At 71.0% G+C, this 19059-nt stretch carries 14 protein-coding genes and 4 tRNA genes; 9 read left to right on the top strand and 9 right to left on the bottom strand.

What is annotated here, in order from left to right; translation table 11 throughout:
• Positions 1-526 precede the first annotated feature (526 nt).
• The 4 genes from ACZ7DE_RS28685 (at position 527) to purM (ending at position 4740) form a co-directional block, all read left to right on the top strand.
• Positions 527-1324: a sterol carrier family protein gene (locus tag ACZ7DE_RS28685; RefSeq protein WP_470766151.1), complete on the top strand. Its 798-nt coding sequence runs from the start codon at positions 527-529 to the stop codon at positions 1322-1324.
• A 50-nt stretch (positions 1325-1374) separates the two neighbouring features.
• On the top strand, positions 1375-1869 hold the full coding sequence (locus ACZ7DE_RS28680; RefSeq protein WP_470766149.1) for an META domain-containing protein: 495 nt from the start codon (positions 1375-1377) through the stop codon (positions 1867-1869).
• A 231-nt stretch (positions 1870-2100) separates the two neighbouring features.
• Positions 2101-3627, top strand: coding sequence for an amidophosphoribosyltransferase (purF, locus tag ACZ7DE_RS28675; RefSeq protein ID WP_470766146.1), 1527 nt, complete (start codon positions 2101-2103; stop codon positions 3625-3627).
• Between the two features lie 45 nt (positions 3628-3672).
• Positions 3673-4740 (top strand): phosphoribosylformylglycinamidine cyclo-ligase, encoded by a 1068-nt coding sequence (purM, locus tag ACZ7DE_RS28670; protein WP_470766144.1) that lies wholly within the window; start codon positions 3673-3675, stop codon positions 4738-4740.
• Positions 4741-4842: 102 nt separating this feature from the next.
• On the opposite strand, the gene ACZ7DE_RS28665 is transcribed toward purM, so the two are convergent.
• Both ACZ7DE_RS28665 and ACZ7DE_RS28660 read right to left on the bottom strand, forming a co-directional pair.
• Complete coding sequence (locus ACZ7DE_RS28665; RefSeq protein ID WP_057576334.1) at positions 4843-5097, bottom strand: DUF3073 domain-containing protein; 255 nt, start codon at positions 5095-5097, stop codon at positions 4843-4845.
• A gap of 310 nt (positions 5098-5407) precedes the next feature.
• Positions 5408-6508, bottom strand: coding sequence for a Leu/Phe/Val dehydrogenase (locus ACZ7DE_RS28660; RefSeq protein WP_470766142.1), 1101 nt, complete (start codon positions 6506-6508; stop codon positions 5408-5410).
• Positions 6509-6696: 188 nt separating this feature from the next.
• Between ACZ7DE_RS28660 and ACZ7DE_RS28655 the strand changes: the two genes are divergently transcribed.
• Positions 6697-7539 carry a DUF8083 family protein gene (locus ACZ7DE_RS28655; protein WP_470766140.1) on the top strand — a complete coding sequence of 281 codons (843 nt, stop codon included), beginning with the start codon at positions 6697-6699 and terminating at the stop codon, positions 7537-7539.
• A gap of 588 nt (positions 7540-8127) precedes the next feature.
• Complete coding sequence (gene bldC, locus ACZ7DE_RS28650) at positions 8128-8334, top strand: developmental transcriptional regulator BldC (RefSeq protein WP_003949541.1); 207 nt, start codon at positions 8128-8130, stop codon at positions 8332-8334.
• Between the two features lie 472 nt (positions 8335-8806).
• Here bldC and ACZ7DE_RS28645 read toward each other — a convergent pair whose 3' ends face one another.
• From ACZ7DE_RS28645 to ACZ7DE_RS28615, 7 genes are all read right to left on the bottom strand, one after another.
• Positions 8807-9007, bottom strand: coding sequence for a DUF6274 family protein (locus ACZ7DE_RS28645; RefSeq protein WP_470766138.1), 201 nt, complete (start codon positions 9005-9007; stop codon positions 8807-8809).
• A gap of 191 nt (positions 9008-9198) precedes the next feature.
• Positions 9199-9273, bottom strand: a tRNA-Asp gene (locus ACZ7DE_RS28640).
• A gap of 94 nt (positions 9274-9367) precedes the next feature.
• The gene (gene hrpA, locus ACZ7DE_RS28635) at positions 9368-13312 is read right to left on the bottom strand and encodes an ATP-dependent RNA helicase HrpA (protein WP_470766136.1); all 3945 of its coding nucleotides are present in this window, start codon (positions 13310-13312) and stop codon (positions 9368-9370) included.
• A gap of 161 nt (positions 13313-13473) precedes the next feature.
• Positions 13474-13547: transfer RNA gene (locus tag ACZ7DE_RS28630), tRNA-Phe, on the bottom strand.
• A 23-nt stretch (positions 13548-13570) separates the two neighbouring features.
• Positions 13571-13645, bottom strand: a tRNA-Asp gene (locus tag ACZ7DE_RS28625).
• A gap of 37 nt (positions 13646-13682) precedes the next feature.
• A tRNA-Glu gene (locus ACZ7DE_RS28620) sits at positions 13683-13755 on the bottom strand.
• An 80-nt stretch (positions 13756-13835) separates the two neighbouring features.
• Complete coding sequence (locus ACZ7DE_RS28615; RefSeq protein ID WP_470766134.1) at positions 13836-15455, bottom strand: metallophosphoesterase family protein; 1620 nt, start codon at positions 15453-15455, stop codon at positions 13836-13838.
• Positions 15456-15540: 85 nt separating this feature from the next.
• Here ACZ7DE_RS28615 and ACZ7DE_RS28610 point away from each other — a divergent pair, with 85 nt between their 5' ends.
• From ACZ7DE_RS28610 to ACZ7DE_RS28600, 3 genes are all read left to right on the top strand, one after another.
• Complete coding sequence (locus ACZ7DE_RS28610; RefSeq protein ID WP_319344080.1) at positions 15541-15891, top strand: metallopeptidase family protein; 351 nt, start codon at positions 15541-15543, stop codon at positions 15889-15891.
• A gap of 96 nt (positions 15892-15987) precedes the next feature.
• Positions 15988-16530: a hypothetical protein gene (locus ACZ7DE_RS28605; RefSeq protein ID WP_470766132.1), complete on the top strand. Its 543-nt coding sequence runs from the start codon at positions 15988-15990 to the stop codon at positions 16528-16530.
• A 262-nt stretch (positions 16531-16792) separates the two neighbouring features.
• Positions 16793-18898, top strand: coding sequence for a DEAD/DEAH box helicase (locus ACZ7DE_RS28600; RefSeq protein WP_470766130.1), 2106 nt, complete (start codon positions 16793-16795; stop codon positions 18896-18898).
• Positions 18899-19059 lie beyond the last annotated feature (161 nt).

Here is a 19059-nt window from a genome sequence, read left to right as displayed (position 1 = left end):
GCCGCGGTCCCGGCCTCGCGGAGTACCGGTGCCCCGCCTGCCCCGCCTGCCCGCTCCGCCGCTGCCCCGACCCTCCCCTGGCCCCCCGAGTCCCTGGCCCCCCGAGTCCCTGGCCCCCCGAGTCCCTGGCCCCCGGCCTCCGAGTTCCCCGGCCTCCGAGTCCCCGGGCTTCCGGGTCTTCGGGTTTCCGGGTCTCCGGGTCCCCGGGCTTCCGGGTCTTCGGGTCTCCGGGTCCCCGGGCTTCCGGGCCCTCAGGTCTCCAGGCTTCCGGGCCCTCAGGCCCCCGGGCGCCCCCGGCACTCCCGCACCCCCGGCACTCCCGTACCCCCGGCACTCCCGTACCCCCGGCACTCCCGTACCCCCGGCACTCCCGCACCCCCGGCACTCCCGCACCCCCGGCACTCCCGCACCCCCGGCACTCCCGCGCCCCGGCATCCCCCGCGCCCCCGGCATCCCCCGGGCCCCCGCGCCCCCACCGGGTCCCCGGCGCCTCCTTCCGTGTCGGGCAGGCCCTAGGCTCAGCGCCATGCCTCCGGCCAAGAAGCGTGTGCGTGCCTACGACCCCGTCAAGATCCGTGCCGCCGTCGCCGCGCAGTTCGGCCACGTGCGGCGGGCCGTGGGCACGCTCACTCCCGAGCAGCTCGCCCTGCCCACGCGGCTGGCGGGCTGGACCGTGCGGGATCTGGCCGCGCACGTGACGATGGCGGTGGAGACCGTCAGCCGCAACCTGGACCGGGACGAGCCCGCGAGGGCGGAGCTCACGCTCCTGCAGTGGCCGTTCGCCACCGCCGCCCGGGCCGCCGACATCTCCGACGGCACCCTGGACCTGGCCGCGGCCCACCCCGACCTGGACGTCCTGTACGCCCGCACCGAGGAGCGCCTGGCCGCGGCCCTCGCCGCCGCTCAGGGCGACCGGCTGCTCGCCGCCCGCACCGGCGCCATGACCCTCGCCGACTACCTCGTCACCCGCACCGTCGAACTCGTCGTCCACACCGACGACCTCAACGACGCCGTGCCCGGCCTGGACGTCCCGTACGACCGGCAGGCCCTCGCCGCCGCCACCCGGCTCCTGGCCGACGCCCTCGCCGCCAGGGCCCCCGGGGGCGCGACCGAGGTGCGGATCCCGCCGTACGCCGTCGTCCAGTGCGTCGAGGGCCCCCGGCACACCCGGGGCACCCCGCCCAACGTCGTCGAGACCGACCCGCTGACCTGGATCCGGCTGGCGACCGGCCGGGTGACCTGGCAGGACGCCGTCGAGGAGGCGAAGGTCGCCGCGAGCGGCGAGCGGGCGGACCTGGCCGCCCTGCTGCCGCTCCTGTCCTGATCCGGCCCCCCCGGTGGAACCGTCCACCCCACCCGCCCCGTCGAACCGGCATGGACAGGCACAGGCACAGCCCCACCCGCACGTACACGCGGCGCGCGAGGTCGGCGCCGGCCCTGGCGGTCGTCCTCCTGCTGGCCCCGCTCGCCGCGGCCTGCGGCGAGGAGAAGGCGGACGGCGAGCGGCCCGGCAGCGGTGCGGTGAGCGCCGAGCAGCCGGTCACCGGCGTGCGCTGGAAGGTCGACAGCGTCACCGTGGACGGCGCCACGCACCGGGCGCCGGACGGCGCGCACCTCAGGATCGACGACGGCAAGGCGGCGGGCAGCTACGGCTGCAACACCTTCACCGCCACGGCCGTCGTCGAGGGCGGCAGCGTCCGCTTCAGCGACGCCAGGGCGACCAGGATGGCCTGCCAGGGCAAACCCATGGCCTTCGAGCGCACGCTGGCCGGCACCCTCGCCGACGGCGCCCTCACCACCGAGGTCAAGGGCGACACGCTGACGCTCGGCACGGCCGACGGCGACCTGGTCAGGCTGACCAGGAAGTGAGACCGGTCCGCGCCACCGGTCCCATTGGTGTGCGACACCTCACTCACCCATGGGGGACGGCCCCTTGCCCGGCCGCCCCCATGGTGCGTCCGACCTTCCGGTGGATCATCAGATTCATACGCTGACCTGCGAAAACAACGGGATCATGGCCGGGGCGACACTGGAGTGATCCAGTTACCCGCGGGTATCCCCAATTCGGACCAGTGGTCGATCTCGCCTACACTCGGATGCGTGCCACGTGGTGACGGTCGACTCAGTCATGATCTGCTCCCCGGCGAGAAAGGCCCCCAGGACGCTTGCGGCGTCTTCGGAGTCTGGGCTCCCGGTGAAGAGGTCGCCAAGCTCACTTACTTCGGGCTCTACGCCCTCCAGCATCGGGGTCAGGAATCCGCGGGAATCGCGGTCAGCAACGGCTCCCAGATCCTCGTCTTCAAGGACATGGGCCTCGTGTCCCAGGTCTTCGACGAGACCTCGCTCGGTTCGCTCCAGGGTCATATCGCGGTCGGACACGCCCGCTACTCGACCACCGGAGCCTCCGTGTGGGAGAACGCCCAGCCGACGTTCCGCGCCACCGCGCACGGCTCGATCGCGCTCGGCCACAACGGCAACCTGGTCAACACGGCGCAGCTCGCCGACATGGTCGCCGACCTGCCCAAGCAGGAGGGCCGTACCCCGCGCGTCGCGGCGACCAACGACACCGACCTGCTCACCGCGCTGCTCGCGGCCCAGGTCGACGAGGACGGCAAGCCGCTGACCATCGAGGAAGCCGCCCACCAGATCCTCCCGCAGGTGAAGGGCGCCTTCTCGCTCGTCTTCATGGACGAGCACACCCTCTACGCCGCCCGCGATCCGCAGGGCATCCGTCCGCTGGTCCTCGGCCGGCTGGAGCGCGGCTGGGTGGTCGCCTCCGAGTCCGCCGCCCTGGACATCTGCGGCGCCGCGTACGTCCGTGAGATCGAGCCCGGCGAGTTCATCGCCATCGACGAGAACGGTCTGCGCAGCTCCCGATTCGCGGAAGCGAAGCCCAAGGGCTGTGTCTTCGAGTACGTGTACCTGGCCCGCCCGGACACCGACATCGCCGGCCGGAACGTGTACCTCTCGCGCGTGGAGATGGGTCGCAAACTCGCCAAGGAAGCGCCGGCCGAGGCCGATCTGGTCATAGCGACCCCGGAATCCGGCACCCCGGCCGCCATCGGTTACGCGGAGGCCTCCGGCATCCCCTTCGGCGCGGGTCTCGTGAAGAACGCGTACGTCGGCCGGACGTTCATCCAGCCCTCGCAGACCATCCGCCAGCTCGGCATCCGCCTGAAGCTGAACCCCTTGAAGGAAGTCATCAAGGGCAAGCGTCTGGTCGTCGTCGACGACTCGATCGTGCGCGGCAACACCCAGCGCGCCCTGGTCCGCATGCTCCGCGAGGCGGGCGCGGCCGAGGTCCACATCCGGATCTCCTCGCCGCCCGTGAAGTGGCCCTGCTTCTTCGGCATCGACTTCGCCACGCGCGCGGAGCTCATCGCCAACGGCATGACCATCGACGAGATCGGCACCTCCCTGGGCGCCGACTCCCTCGCCTACATCTCCATCGACGGCATGATCGAGGCGACCACCATCGCCAAGCCGAACCTCTGCCGCGCCTGCTTCGACGGCGAGTACCCGATGGACCTCCCCGACCCCGAGCTGCTCGGCAAGCAGCTCCTGGAGACGGAGCTGGCCGCCGGTCCGGCCGCCACGGCCGCCGCCGACGCGATCCGTCGCCCGTAGACGGCCCGTCACACCTGCCGTACGACACGAAGGTTCTCACCACCCATGTCTGAGACAACTGGTGCCAGCTACGCAGCCGCGGGCGTCGACATCGAAGCGGGCGACCGCGCCGTCGAGCTGATGAAGGAGTGGGTGAAGAAGACGCAGCGCCCCGAGGTCCTCGGCGGCCTCGGCGGTTTCGCCGGCCTCTTCGACGCCTCCGCCCTCAAGCGTTACGAGCGCCCGCTCCTCGCCTCCGCCACGGACGGCGTCGGCACGAAGGTCGACATCGCCCGCCGGCTCGGCGTGTACGACACGATCGGCCACGACCTGGTCGCCATGGTCATGGACGACATCGTGGTGTGCGGCGCCGAACCGCTGTTCATGACCGACTACATCTGCGTCGGCAAGGTCCACCCCGAGCGGGTCGCCGCCATCGTCAAGGGCATCGCCGAGGGCTGTGTGCTCGCGGGCTGCGCCCTGGTCGGCGGCGAGACGGCCGAGCACCCGGGCCTGCTGGGCGAGGACGACTTCGACGTCGCCGGCGCCGGCACCGGCGTCGTGGAGGCCGACCGCCTGCTCGGCCCGGATCGTATCCGCACGGGTGACGCCGTGATCGCCATGGCGGCCTCCGGGCTTCACTCGAACGGGTACTCCCTGGTCCGGCACGTCCTGCTGAACCAGGCCGGCCTCTCGCTGGACGCGCGCGTCGACGACCTCGGCCGCACGCTCGGCGAGGAGCTCCTGGAGCCCACCAAGATCTACTCCCTGGACTGTCTGGCGCTCACCCGCACCACGGACGTCCACGCCTTCTCGCACATCACCGGCGGCGGCCTCGCGGCCAACCTGGCCCGAGTGATCCCGGACGGGCTGCACGCGCGGGTGGAGCGCTCCACCTGGACCCCGGCTCCGATCTTCGACCTGGTCGGCAGGACCGGCTCGGTCGAGCGCCTGGAGCTGGAGAAGACCCTGAACATGGGCGTGGGCATGATGGCGATCGTGCCCGCGGAGTCGGCGGACGTGGCCCTGACCACACTGGCCGACCGCGGCGTCGAGGCCTGGGTCGCCGGCGAGATCACCGAGCGCGGCGAGCACGCCGCAGGAGCCGAACTCGTCGGCGACTACGCGAGCTGAGCCCACCGGTCCTGCGGGCCGGGAGGCCTGCCGGACCGAGTGGGCAGCACAAGACCCGGTCGGTGACCGAAGCCACCGACCGGGTGAGTGCTCAGTACAAGGTCAAGCGCCGCGACGGTGTTGCGAGGAGTCCTCGCCGTCATCCTCGTCATCGTCCCCGTACAGCTCGGCGTACCGTGCGTACGGGTCGTCGTCTTGCTCATCGTCATCATCCTCGAACGGTTGACCGTTCGGCGGAATGTTCGATGGCGATGCGCCCAGCTCTTCGGCCAGGCGTGAGAGATCCGTCCCGCCGCTGTTGTACTTCAGCTGGCGGGCGACCTTCGCTTGCTTGGCCTTGGCCCGGCCGCGCCCCATGGCTCGACCCCCTCAACGACGGGGCTCGACGGCCCCAGGTTGACACGCGTTCATGATCCAGGACGGCCTCTCCATGGAGAGCCCGTCGTAGGGCTCCCACGGTACCTGAGCCCGCGCCCCTACGGTACGTCGCCCGTACCACGCGCGTATGCGCAGCACCTTTCGAACGCCCCGTCCTCGCTGGTCAGTGGCGATTTTAACCACTTATCGGCGGGCGACCCGCCGGGAAGAGTGAGAGTTCTCTCCAACTTTCCACCGGCCGGTACCGCCGAAACCCTCGGACGGGGCGTCGCGGAGCTCTGCCCGGACGTCACCAGCCGCGTGACTGGGCCGCCTCGTGCATCCGCTGCTCGGCGATGCGGTCGGCCGCCGCGGCCGGCGGAATGCCGTCCGCCTTCGCACGTGCGAAGATCGCGAGCGTTGTGTCGAAGATCTGCGCGGCCTTCGCCTTGCACCGGTCGAAGTCGAAGCCGTGCAGCTCGTCGGCGACCTGGATGACCCCGCCGGCGTTCACCACGTAGTCCGGCGCGTAGAGGATCCCGCGGTCGGCGAGGTCCTTCTCCACGCCCGGGTGGGCGAGCTGGTTGTTGGCCGCACCGCAGACGATCTTCGCCGTCAGCACCGGCACGGAGGCGTCGTTCAAGGCCCCGCCGAGCGCGCAGGGGGCGTAGACGTCCAGCCCGTCGATCTCGATCAGCCGCTCGGTGTCGGCGACCACGCCCACCGACGGGTGCCGGTCGGCGATCCGCTCCACGGCTTCCCGGCGCACGTCCGTGATCACGACCCGGGCGCCCTCCGCCAGCAGGTGTTCCACCAGGTGGTGGCCGACCTTGCCGACGCCCGCGATGCCCACCGTGCGCCCGCGCAGCGACGGGTCGCCCCACACGTGCTGTGCGGAGGCCCGCATGCCCTGGTAGACGCCGAACGCGGTCAGCACCGAGGAGTCGCCCGCACCGCCGTTCTCCGGCGAGCGCCCGGTCGTCCAGCGGCACTCGCGCGCCACGACGTCCATGTCGGCGACGTAGGTGCCGACGTCGCAGGCGGTCACGTAGCGCCCGCCGAGCGAGGCCACGAAACGGCCGTAGGCGAGCAGCAGCTCCTCGGTCTTGATCACATCGGGATCACCGATGATCACAGCCTTGCCGCCGCCGTGGTCCAGACCGGCCATGGCGTTCTTGTACGACATCCCGCGCGCGAGGTTCAGCGCGTCGGCGACGGCCTCCGCCTCGGTCGCGTACGGGTAGAAGCGGGTACCGCCGAGGGCGGGGCCCAGAGCGGTGGAGTGGAGGGCGATGACGGCCTTGAGGCCGCTCGCGCGGTCCTGGCAGAGCACGACTTGCTCATGACCCCCCTGGTCCGAGTGGAACAGGGTGCGCAGAACATCAGCAGGTGCGCCGGATACGTCGGTCACTGTGGTGACTCCCGGGTAACTAGCGGCGGTCGGGGCGCAGGCCCCGTAAGGGTGGCGGGGCCCGTGGTCAGAGGGTAGAGCCTGCGTGGCCCGCTGATCCCGCAGTGTCGGGGATCACCCACGTGTGGAGTACCGCCATGGGACGATTCGCAGGGTTTCCCGGTCGGCCGAAGGGGGATGGAGCAGGCGTGCCCAAGGTGTCCTCGGTGATCGTTCCGTACGCGGTCTATCTGCGCGTGTACGAGCCGCTGGCCGCCTTCGCGGAGCCCGAGCGCTCCCACTGGGCGCGCTACGCCCGCCGTCCCGGGCTTCCCTCCTGCCAGGACGAGCTGCGCCGCTCGCTCGCCGACCTGCTGCCCACCCCGCCGGTCGCGGTGCCGGTGCAGGAGAGCGCCGACGCCTTCGTGGCCGAGGTGGACGGCGTGCTCTGCGTCTGCCCCTGGCGCACCCGGCTGCGCGGCTGGCTGGCCCTGGCGGAGCTGGACGAGGAACTGCCCCGGCCGGTCCTGGACGCGGCGCTCCCCGAGGTCGTGCGCCTGCAGGCCGCCAAGGACCACGAGCGGTGGCTGGAGCGCAACCCCGACGCGCGTCCGTGGATCCGCACGGCGGTCTGGCAGGTGCCGCTCCACTGGTTCGTGCTGGTCTCCGACGAGGAGCGCGAGTACGACAAGGGGACGGCGGAGGTGGCTCCCGTGCTGCGCTACCGCACGCCGATGGTGCAGGCGCGCCGCAGGGTGGCGCGCTCGCTGCGCACGCTGAAGGACGCCGTCGACGAGGGACCGCTCCTCGACGGTCTGGTGGACGTCGGCCGCTGGCTGGAGGAGTTCCACCCGCGTTCGCTGGTGGAACTGGATTACGGCGGTCTGGTGCACGTGCTGCCGGCCGGCGATCTCGAGGACGACCGCTCGGCGAAGGACGTGGCCGACGGCATCGAGGCGCTGCGGATGGGCGACGGCGCGGCGGCGGGCGAGGCGTACGCGCGGCTCGTGGAGCGGTGGCGTTCGGTCCGGGACCGGCGCTCCGCGAACTGACGCGGGCCCCCGCGACGAGGCCTGCCGCGATGAGCTGACGATGTGACAGACGCTACAGCGCTGACGCGAGTGACGTGCGTCACGGCCACAAAGCGCTCGAACAGCGTACGGTCAGCGGCACTTCACGGAACTCACGGGACGTAGGTCCCGATCCGGGCTTATGTCCCAAGGGTGACGGACCGCACGTACACGGCCCTTGCGTCGCTTGCCCCTCCTCGTGCCAAAATAGGACAAGGAGTCCGGGGAGGGCTCCGTCCGCCTACTTATGCTCCATCGTGGGGGGAATCTCGGTATTGCGCTGCTTTGGGGGTTCTGTGACTCCTGAGCGCCCCTGTGACTGATCGTCACAGGGGCGTGACTGTCCGCTATGGCATGGTCCATCGGCTTCCGTCGCCGATGAACACCTGGGGGGCAATTCCATCGGTTTGGCCGACGCGGCTGGACAGATGGTGTAGTTGTAGTGCCGAGGACAAGCCGTTCGTCCTATAACCGACTCGACTCGCGTCCGCCATTTCGGGCAACGCGGGTCAAGGTGCAGAATTTAGAGGAAAGAACCGAGAAGGTTCGGTTCTCCCGAGGAGGCCGCTCATGACCGCTCGCACCCCTGATGCTGAGCCGCTGCTGACCCCGGCTGAGGTCGCCACCATGTTCCGCGTCGACCCCAAGACGGTCACGCGGTGGGCGAAGGCCGGCAAGCTCACGTCGATCCGCACGCTCGGCGGACACCGCCGTTATCGCGAGGCTGAGGTCCGCGCACTGCTCGCGGGCATCCCGCAGCAGCGCAGCGAGGCCTGAACAAGTGAATAGCCGGGCAACACGTCAGGTCCCCCAATCTGTGCGGACGCCCGAAACCTAGCTCCAAGCGACGTGGGTCCTGCCCCAACAGGCCCCTCGCCCACTGGGAACGTCGTCGATCGCGCCGGACTCCGCCGAGTCCGGCGCGGTCTTTTTTGTGCGCTTGAGGGCGTCTGCCGAGCAGTATCGGGTGGCTCTGTGAGCGCCCTTGTCGGAGTCTGGGGAGGCTCTGGGAGGGTTCTGGGGGGCATCCTCCGGAGTGGTGCAATTGCACATATAAAATTGACTACTTGTAGGAGATGGGTAAGAACCCGGTTTTTCAAAACTCATACAGTGACACCCGTCACATGACGGAGCTCTTGTTGCCGTCGGCTCGCGTGGGTTAGAGGAAGCACCCACTCCAGCACCCCGCGCAGGTAAGGCCGTTGACGCCGCGGGCGGTCGTGCCGCGCCCCGCCGGACGGCCGGGCCGTCAGACCGCCAGGTCGTCGGCGGGGCCCTCGCCCTCCGCGGCCTCCTCGGGGGCCTGGCCGCCCCGTGTGCCGCCGTCCATCGCCAGCCGCTGCAAGCGGTGGCAGATCGGGCAGTGGCGGGTCAGATGCCGGTAGGACGACGCGGCCGACAGATGCGCGCGGAGCAGTGCCCGCGTCTCGTGCCTGACCGATGCCGCCATACGCCACCTCCACCGGGGCGCCGCGAGGAACGGGCCCTGTAGTTCTGGGGTACCGGCCGGATGTGACGCCGTCAAGAGCGCGGCGGGAACGCCGAAGAGCCCCGGTCCGGGGACCGGGGCTCTCCTATGTGGGCCGGGAAGTGAAGAAGGCCCGCGTCCCTTGCGGGGACGCGGGCCTTCTTCGTTCACTGCGGTCCTGACGGGATTTGAACCCGCGGCCTCCACCTTGACAGGGTGGCGAGCACTCCAAACTGCTCCACAGGACCAGGTTTTGCGGCACTTGATGCTGCGTTGTGCTGCGAGAAGGACTGTACAGGAGGGTGAGCCCGCTGGTCGAACTCACCCTGCGTACAGGACGCGTCACGGCGCGGCGGCGTCGATCGCCTTCACGATCCGCTTGTCGGAGACCGGGTACGCCGTGCCCAGCGCATGGGCGAAATAGCTGACCCGGAGCTCCTCGATCATCCACCGGATGTCCAGGACCTGCTGCGGAACCGGCCGGCCCGGCGGCAGCTGCTCCAGCAGCCACGCGTACTCGTCCTGCATCTCGTGGACCTTCTCCATGCGGCTGGTGTCCCGCTGCACGCCGGTCGGCATCTGCTGCAGGCGCCGGTCCGCGGCCACCAGGTAGCGCATGAGGTCGGGCAGCCGCCGCAGCCCCGCCCAGGTCACGAAGCCGGGCTTCACGAGAGCGTCCAGCTGCGCCCGGACGTCCGTCAGGTTCGCCAGCAGCACAGGGCTGCGCACGCCCTTCAGACGGCGCTCACAGGCCTGCCAGGCGGCCAGGACCTGCTGCACCTGCCCGACCGTCCGCACGGTCGTGTCGACGATCTCCGCGCGCACCTTGTCGTACAGCTTGCGGAACGACTCCTCGTCCCACGCCGGCCCGCCGAAGTCGGCGATCAGCCGGTCCGCCGCGGCCATCGCGCAGTCGTCGAACAGCGCCTGGATCGAGCCGTGCGGATTGGCGGACAGCGCGAGCTTCTGGGCGTTCGTCAGCTTCTCGGACGCGAACTTCGCGGGGTTGACCGGGATGTTGCGCAGGATCAGCCGGCGGGTGCCCTTCCACATCGCCTCCGCCTGCTCCGCCTCCGTGTCGAAGAGGCGTACGGAGACCGTGTCGCCGTCGTCGACCAGCGCCGGGTACGCCTTCACCGGCTGGCCCGCGCGGCGGGTCTCGAAGACGCGGCTGAGCGTGCCGATCGTCCAGTCCGTCAGGCCCGAGCGCTCCAGGGACTCGCCGCCCCGGCGTTCGGCGGTGGCCGCGGCCGCCTGGGAGATGGCCTGCCTCGCCTTCGGCTTCAGCCGGAGCTTCAGGGACTCCAGGTCCTTGTCCTCGGCCAGCTTGCGACGCCGCTCGTCGACGATCCGGAAGGTGATCTTCAGATGCTCGGGGAGCCTCGACCAGTCGAAGTCGTCGGCCTCGAAGGGAACGCCCACCATCCGCTTCAGCTCGCGGGCCATGGCCGTGGTGAGCGGCTCCTGCAGGGGTACCGCCTGGTCCAGGAACCGCTTCGCGAAGTTCGGGGCCGGCACGTAGTTGCGGCGGATCGGCTTCGGCAGGGAACGGATCAGCTCCGTGACGACCTCCTCCCGCAGGCCCGGGATCTGCCAGTCGAAGCCCTCGTCCGTGACCTGGTTGAGCACCTGCAGGGGGATGTGGACGGTCACGCCGTCCGCGTCCGCGCCCGGCTCGAACTGGTAGGTGACCCGGAACTTCAGCGGGCCCTGCCGCCAGGTGTCCGGGTAGTCGGCCTTGGTGACCGCCTCCGCCGACTCCCGGATGAGCATCTCCCGCTCGAAGTCGAGGAAGTCGGGCTGCTCGTGCCGCTTGTGCTTCCACCAGGAGTCGAAGTGCGCGCCGGACACCACGTGTTCGGGCACCCGCTGGTCGTAGAAGTCGAAGAGCGTGTCGTCGTCGACCACGATGTCCCGGCGGCGGGCGCGGTGCTCCAGCTCCTCGACCTCGCTGAGGAGCCGGCGGTTGTCGGAGAAGAACTTGTGGTGCGTGCGCCAGTCGCCCTCGACCAACGCGTTGCGGATGAACAGGTCACGGCAGGTCTCCGGGTCGATCCGCCCGTAGTTGACCTTCCGCTGGGCGATGATCGGCACGCCGTACAGGGTGACCTTCTCGTCCGCCATCACGGCGGCCTGGTCCTTCTCCCAGCGCGGCTCGCTGTACGTCCGCTTCAGCAGGTGGCCGGCGAGCGGCTCGACCCACTCCGGCTCGACCTTCGCGTTGACGCGCGCCCACAGACGGCTCGTCTCCACCAGCTCGGCGGACATCACGAACCGCGGCTGCTTCTTGAACAGGGCCGAGCCCGGGAAGATCGCGAACTTGGCACTGCGCGCGCCCAGGTACTCGTTCTTGTTGCCGTCCTTCACGTCCTTCATGCCGATGTGCGAGAGCAGACCGGCGAGAAGGGAGACGTGGACACTCTGCTCGGCCGCGTCCTCCTCGTTCGGATGGATGCCCATCTGCTTGGCGACCGTTCGCAGCTGCGTATAGATGTCCTGCCACTCACGGATGCGCAGGAAGTTCAGGTACTCCTGCTTGCACATACGCCGGAAGGAGGAGGAACCGCGCTCCTTCTGCTGCTCGCGGACGTACCGCCACAGGTTGAGGTAGGCGAGGAAGTCGCTGGTCTCGTCCTTGAAGCGGGCGTGCTGCTGGTCGGCCTGCGTCTGTTTGTCGGCGGGGCGCTCGCGCGGGTCCTGGATGGACAGCGCGGCGGCTATCACCATGACCTCGCGCACACAGCCGTTCTTGTCGGCCTCCAGGACCATGCGGGCGAGGCGGGGGTCGACGGGCAGCTGGGCCAGCTTGCGGCCGGTCTCGGTGAGCCGCTTGCGCGGGTCCTTCTCGGTCGGGTCCAGCGCGTGCAGCTCCTGGAGGAGCTGCACGCCGTCACGGATGTTGCGGTGGTCCGGCGGGTCGATGAAGGGGAACTTCTCGATGTCGCCGAGGCCGGCCGCGGTCATCTGCAGGATGACGCTCGCCAGGTTCGTGCGGAGGATCTCCGCGTCGGTGAACTCCGGGCGGGCGAGGAAGTCGTCCTCGTCGTACAGCCGGATGCAGATGCCGTCGCTGGTACGGCCGCAGCGGCCCTTGCGCTGGTTGGCGCTGGCCTGCGAGATCGCCTCGATCGGCAGCCGCTGGACCTTGGTGCGGTGGCTGTAGCGGCTGATGCGGGCGAAGCCGGGGTCGATGACGTACTTGATGCCCGGGACGGTGAGGGAGGTCTCCGCGACGTTCGTCGCCAGAACGATCCTGCGCCCCGTGTGCTGCTGGAACACGCGGTGCTGCTCGGCGTGCGAGAGCCGGGCGTAGAGCGGCAGCACCTCGGTGAACCGGTACTTCTTCTTCTCGAGCGCGTCGGCGGTGTCCCGGATCTCCCGCTCGCCGGAGAGGAAGACGAGGATGTCGCCCTTCCCCTCGCCCATCAGCTCCTCGACGGCGTCGCAGATCGCGGTGATCTGATCCCGGTCGGCGTCCTCGGAGTCCTCCTCCAGCAGCGGCCGGTAGCGCACCTCCACCGGGTACGTCCGCCCGCTGACCTCGACGATCGGGGCGTCGCCGAAGTGCCGGGAGAAACGCTCGGGGTCGATGGTCGCGGAGGTGATGACGACCTTGAGGTCCGGGCGGCGCGGGAGCAGCTGGGCCAGGTAGCCCAGCAGGAAGTCGATGTTGAGGGACCGCTCGTGGGCCTCGTCGATGATGATCGTGTCGTAGGCGCGCAGCTCGCGGTCGGTCTGGATCTCCGCGAGCAGGATGCCGTCGGTCATCAGCTTCACGAAGGTGGCGTCCGGGTTCACCTGGTCGGTGAACCGCACCTTCCATCCGACGGCCTCGCCCAACGGCGTGCGCAGCTCCTCGGCCACGCGCTCGGCGACGGTACGGGCGGCGATACGACGGGGCTGGGTGTGCCCGATCATGCCGCGGACGCCGCGCCCCAGCTCGAGACAGATCTTGGGAATCTGCGTGGTCTTGCCGGACCCGGTCTCACCGGCCACGATGACGACCTGGTGATCACGGATGGCGGCCGCGATCTCGTCCTTCTTCTGGCTGACCGGCAGCTGTTCGGGATAGGAGACGGCGGGCACGAGGCCGCGCCGGACGGCCATCCGCTCCTCGACCTTCGTGACCTCCGCCTCGATCTCGGCGAGGACGGCGGCACGGGCCTCCGGCTTGCGGATCTTGCGCGCGCCTTCGAGCCTGCGTCCGAGCCGGTGCGCGTCGCGCAGGGACAGTTCGGCCAGGCGGGGGGCGAGTGCGCCGAGGGCGGGGGCAGGGTGCGTAGACATACGGGAACCAGGATCTCACCTCGGCGAAATTCGTGGCGAACCCTTTTGTCCGCGACGGCGACGGCGTCGTGGGCATGCAGCGCGGCCTGCGGCCCGGGCACGGCGCGGGCACGGCGCGGGCATACAACAAGGCCCCGATCCGGGGATCGGGGCCTGTGCTGTGGCTGGGGCCGGGGTCGAACCGGCGACCTACCGCTTTTCAGGCGGTCGCTCGTACCAACTGAGCTACCCAGCCGAGGAGTCCACGAGGAACTCCAGCGGTCCTGACGGGATTTGAACCCGCGGCCTCCACCTTGACAGGGTGGCGAGCACTCCAAACTGCTCCACAGGACCAAGCTTTGTGTACGACAGTGTCGCACACGGTGTTGCGTGCCCCCAACGGGATTCGAACCCGTGCTACCGCCTTGAAAGGGCGGCGTCCTAGGCCGCTAGACGATGAGGGCTATCGGCCCGCCTGGGCGCTTCTCAGCGCGTCGGGGACGTCATGAGCATATGGGATGGCGCGGGGTATCGCCAAAACGGTTTACGGGACCCTCCTGGAGGCGGTCCCGGAGGTGCCGGCGGACGGGCCGGGAGACGGGCTCCCGGACGGGCTGCCGGCAGGGCTCCCGGACGGGCTGGGGGAGGGGGCCGGCGTCGGGACGGCGCCCGGCTGGTTCTCCTTCGGGAGGTGGCGGCTGACCTCGGCCGTCGTCAGACCCAGGCCGCCGAGCTTGATCTCGTCCCAGGCCTGCAGACGGCGGGTGGCGCGGTCCAGGTAGAGCACCGAGGCCTCGATGGGGTCGGGGTACTTGCCCTCGACGGCGCGCAGGCCGCTGCCGCCCGTCGAGCCCTCGGTCCGCAGCCGGGTGCCCTTCTTCATGATCTCCATCCCCTCGTGGTGGAGATGGCCGGCCAGGGCGAGGGGCACCTCGCCGTCCGTGCCGCGGGCGGCGGAGGGCTCATGGGCGATGGCCACGTCGGCCGGGGTGCCCGCGGCCCGCTGCGCGCGCAGGGCCTCGGCCAGACGGGCGCCCGCCGCCTCCTGGCTCTCCTCGGCGCCCGGCGCGGCGGAGCGGTCGGGGGTGAACTGGGGGTCGCCGATGCCGGCGAAGCGCACTCCGGCGACGGTGACCGCGCGCCCGTCGTCGAGGACGTGCACGTTCTTCATGCCCTCCAGGTAGCGCTGGGTGACGCGGGAGTCGTGGTTGCCCCTGACCCACACGTACGGCGCGCCCAGGGTGGCGATGGGGTCCAGGAAGCCGTTCTCGGCGGCGGTGCCGTGGTCCATGGTGTCGCCGGAGTCCACGATCACGTCGACCTTGTACTGCTCCACCAGCGAGGCGATGATCTTCCAGCTCGCGGGGTTGAGGTGGATGTCGGACACGTGCAGGACGCGGACGGTCGTCGGGTCCGGCTGGTAGGCGGGGAGCGTGGAGGTGACGTCGTAGAGCTTGGTCACGTTGGTGACCAGACGGGCGAGTTCCTGCTGGTAGACGTCGAACTCGGTGACGATGCTGCGCGCGTTGCCGACGATGGAGGGCGCCGAGGACAGCAGGCCCGAGAAGCGGGGCTCCAGCACCGACTTGGGGTTCCAGGTGGCGTACGCGGTCGCGCCCGAGGCGGCCAGCAGGGCGAGTGCGAGGCCGCCGGCGGCGAGGGCGCGGCGCGGGCGGCGGTAGACGGCGAGGCCGAGGGCGGTGGCGCCGGTGACGACGGCGACGCAGGAGCGGAGCGCGAGGTCGAGGGTGCCGTGTTCCACGTCGCGGGCGACCTCGTCCTGGAGGCCGGAGAGGCGTTCGGGGTGGTCGACGAGGGCCTGGGAGCGGACGGGGTCGAGCTGGTCGACGTTCACGTCGAGGCGGACCGGGGCGTTGTGACTGTCCAGGGTGAGCGCGCCGAGGGGCGAGACGTTGATCTTCGTGCCGCCGGTGACGGACGGGCGCAGGGTCATCGTCGTGTCCATGGGGCCGACGGGGACGCGGACGTTGCCGACGACCAGCAGGCCCAGCCAGGCGCCGAGGACGACGACGACGGTCATGCCGAGGGCACGGGCCCAGGGGTTGGGGCGGGCGGCGAGCTCGGGGGTGGGGTTCGTGCGGTTCCCGCGCGTGGCGGGCTTGAGGCGGTTCAGGGCTGCGGCGGGGACGCGGGCGCGGGCCATTGGTGCCGTATGCCCCGGTCCGGACCTGGGTATGCGGATGGTTCGTGCCCTCCGCACGGCGGCTTCTTGCCGGACAATGGGGCCTGTGCTGGAGATGACGCGCGAGGAGTTCGAGGAACTGGTCGCCGAGGCCCTGGACCGGATTCCGCCGGAGTTGACGCGGCTGATGGACAACGTCGCGGTGTTCGTCGAGGACGAGCCGCCGGCGGAGGATCCCGAGCTGCTCGGGCTGTACGAGGGGACGCCGCTGACGGACCGCGGGGAGTGGTACGCGGGGGTGCTTCCGGACCGGATCACGATCTACCGGGGGCCGACGCTGCGCATGTGCGCGTCCCGCGAGGAGGTCGTCGCGGAGACGGAGGTGACGGTGGTGCACGAGATCGCCCACCACTTCGGCATCGACGACGCGCGGCTGCACGCCCTCGGTTACGGCTGAGCCGTCCGACGGGCGGCGCGCGGCCCCGCGCGTGTCCTCCTGCGGGCGGGGGGAGTTGGGCACGTCGACTCTTGCGTCTGCCCCGGAGGTGGCCCCGTGCGCCCCTTGTACGTACCCGTTCGTCTGGCCGCGACGGTCATGGCCGTCGCCGCGGCCGCCGGCTGCATGAGCGTGGGAGACGAGGAGGGCGGCCGGGCCAGGCCGTCGCACTCGGCCGGCCAGCGGGCAGGTGAGGCGCCGGACGGGGATTCGGCGGGAGCCGGCGGCGGCTCCGGGATGGGCCCGGCGGGCGGGGACGGCAAGCACGGGCACGGGAAGAGCGGCCGGGGCGCGGCGAGCGCGTCGGCGTCCGGGTCGGCCTCGCCCTCGGAGGGCGGGAGCGCGCCGGCCTCGCCCGGGGCGGTGAAGCCGGGCAGCAGTGACCGGCCGGGGATCCCGACGCCGACCGGGGCGCAGACCGCCGCGCCCACGCGTTCGCCGGATCCGGAGCCGCCCGCCCCCTCGCCGGAGCCCCCGTCGCCCTCGGCGGAGCCGACGGTCGCGGAGCCGTCGTCGTCGGCGCACGAGGGCGGGGGCGGCTCGGTGCCGCAGCTGGTGGACCGGGAGCCGGCGCCGGAGGCGGGCTCGCCGGCCGGGTGACGGCGCCCGGGAGCCGGGGGTTCGGCGCGACGGCCGCACTGCCAGGCTGCTGAGCTGCGACGATGGGCTCGGTTTGCCTTCCCCGGACAGGGTGCGTATGGTAGTAGATCGTTTGATCCCATTTGCCCGGCGCCACCGCAGAGCGCGCCGTGTGGCGCGTACTCTCCCTTGCCGTGGCTGACCGCATAGAGGCGGTCCTTGCAATGCGAACACGGAGTTGACGGGCGCGTGCCGACGAGACTCCGGAAGGTTTCGCATTCGCATGTCCATTTCCAGTACTGATCGTTCCGTCGTGTCCGAGAACAACGACGAGCCGATCACCCTCGAGGCGATCGAGGTCACCGAGACGGCCGAGGTCATCGAGACCGCTGAGGCCGTCGAGACCGCTGAGGCCGCTGAGGCCGCGCAGGCCGTCGTCGAGACCCCCGAGACGCCCGAGACCCCCGAACTCACCTTCGCCGACCTCGGTCTGCCCGAGGGCGTCGTGCGCAAGCTCGCGCAGAACGGCGTGACGAGCCCCTTCCCGATCCAGGCCGCGACCATCCCGGACGCCCTGGCCGGCAAGGACATCCTCGGCCGCGGTCGCACCGGCTCCGGCAAGACCCTCTCCTTCGGTCTGCCGACGCTGGCCACGCTGGCCGGCGGCCACACGGAGAAGCGCAAGCCGCGCGCCGTCATCCTCACGCCGACGCGTGAGCTGGCGATGCAGGTCGCGGACGCGCTGCAGCCCTACGGCGACGTCCTCGGCCTGAAGATGAAGGTCGTCTGCGGCGGTACGTCGATGAGCAACCAGATCTACGCGCTGGAGCGCGGCGTCGACGTCCTCGTCGCCACCCCGGGCCGCCTGCGCGACATCATCAACCGCGGCGCCTGCTCCCTCGAGAACGTGCGGATCGCCGTCCTCGACGAGGCCGACCAGATGTCGGACCTGGGCTTCCTGCCCGAGGTCACCGAGCTGCTCGACCAGATCCCGGCCGGCGGCCAGCGCATGCTCTTCTCCGCCACGATGGAGAACGAGATCTCCACGCTGGTCAAGCGCTACCTGAGCAACCCGGTCACGCACGAGGTCGACAGCGCCCAGGGCAACGTCACCACGATGTCCCACCACATCCTGATCGTGAAGCCCAAGGACAAGGCGCCGGTCACCGCCGCGATCGCCTCCCGCAAGGGCCGCACCATCATCTTCGTCCGCACCCAGCTCGGCGCCGACCGTATCGCCGAGCAGCTGCGCGACTCCGGTGTGAAGGCGGACGCGCTGCACGGCGGCATGACCCAGGGCGCGCGTACCCGCACGCTGGCCGACTTCAAGGACGGTTACGTCAACGCGCTCGTCGCGACCGACGTCGCCGCCCGCGGCATCCACGTCGACGGCATCGACCTGGTCCTGAACGTGGACCCGGCCGGTGACCACAAGGACTACCTGCACCGCGCGGGCCGCACGGCGCGCGCCGGTCGCACCGGCACGGTCGTCTCCCTGTCCCTGCCGCACCAGCGCCGTCAGATCTTCCGGCTGATGGAGGACGCGGGCGTCGACGCCGGGCGTCACATCATCCAGGGCGGCGCCGCCTTCGACCCCGAGGTCGCCGAGATCACCGGCGCCCGGTCGATGACCGAGGTCCAGGCGGAGTCCGCGGGCAACGCGGCGCAGCAGGCCGAGCGCGAGGTCTCCGAGCTCACCAAGGAGCTGGAGCGCGCGCAGCGCCGGGCGACCGAGCTGCGCGAGGAGGCGGACCGCCTGGTGGCCCGCGTGGCGCGTGAGCGCGGTGAGACCGTGCCGTCCGAGGCGCCGGCCGCGGTGGCCGACGTCCAGGCGCCGGTGACGGAGGCGGCCCAGGCCGAGACCGTCGTCGCGGCCGCGGCGCCGGAGCAGGCGGTCGTGCGTGACGCGGACCGTCCGGCGCGCGAGGAGCGTCCGGCCTCGACGACGTCGTACGAGCGTCGTGACCGCCGTGACGACCGTGGCGGCCGTTCGTTCGAGCGTCGTGACGACAACCGCGGTGACCGCGGTGGCTTCAACCGCGACCGTGACAACAACCGCGGCTTCAACCGCGACCGTGACGACCGCGGTGGCCGTTCGTTCGAGCGTCGTGACGACAACCGCGGCGGCTTCAACCGTGACCGCGACGACCGTGGCGGCCGTTCGTTCGAGCGTCGTGACGACAACCGCGGCGGCGGCTTCCGCCGGGACGAGCGCGGTGGACACCGGGGCAGCGACCGCCCGTTCAACCGTGACCGTCGTGACGACCGCCCGGGCTTCCGCTCCGCCGGTCACGACCGCCCCTACGGCCGTCGTGACGACCACCGTGGCACCGGCCCCGGCGCCCACGGCCGTCGCGACGACAAGCCGCGCTGGAAGCGCAACGGCTGACGCGAAGCCTCACGCCGGCTCAGCTGAGTGAACGCCGTGGCCCCCACCGAACACCGGTGGGGGCCACGGCGTTTTCGCGCACGTACGGCGTCCGCGCACGCGCGCCCGCGCGGTCGGCAGGGCGGAAACCCCTTTCTCCGGAGCTGTGAAGTGACTGTAGG

The sequence above is a fragment of the Streptomyces sp. NPDC037083 genome (assembly GCF_055606485.1).
The sequence above is the reverse complement of the archived record's forward strand: the minus strand, read 5'-3'. Positions and strand labels throughout refer to the sequence as shown.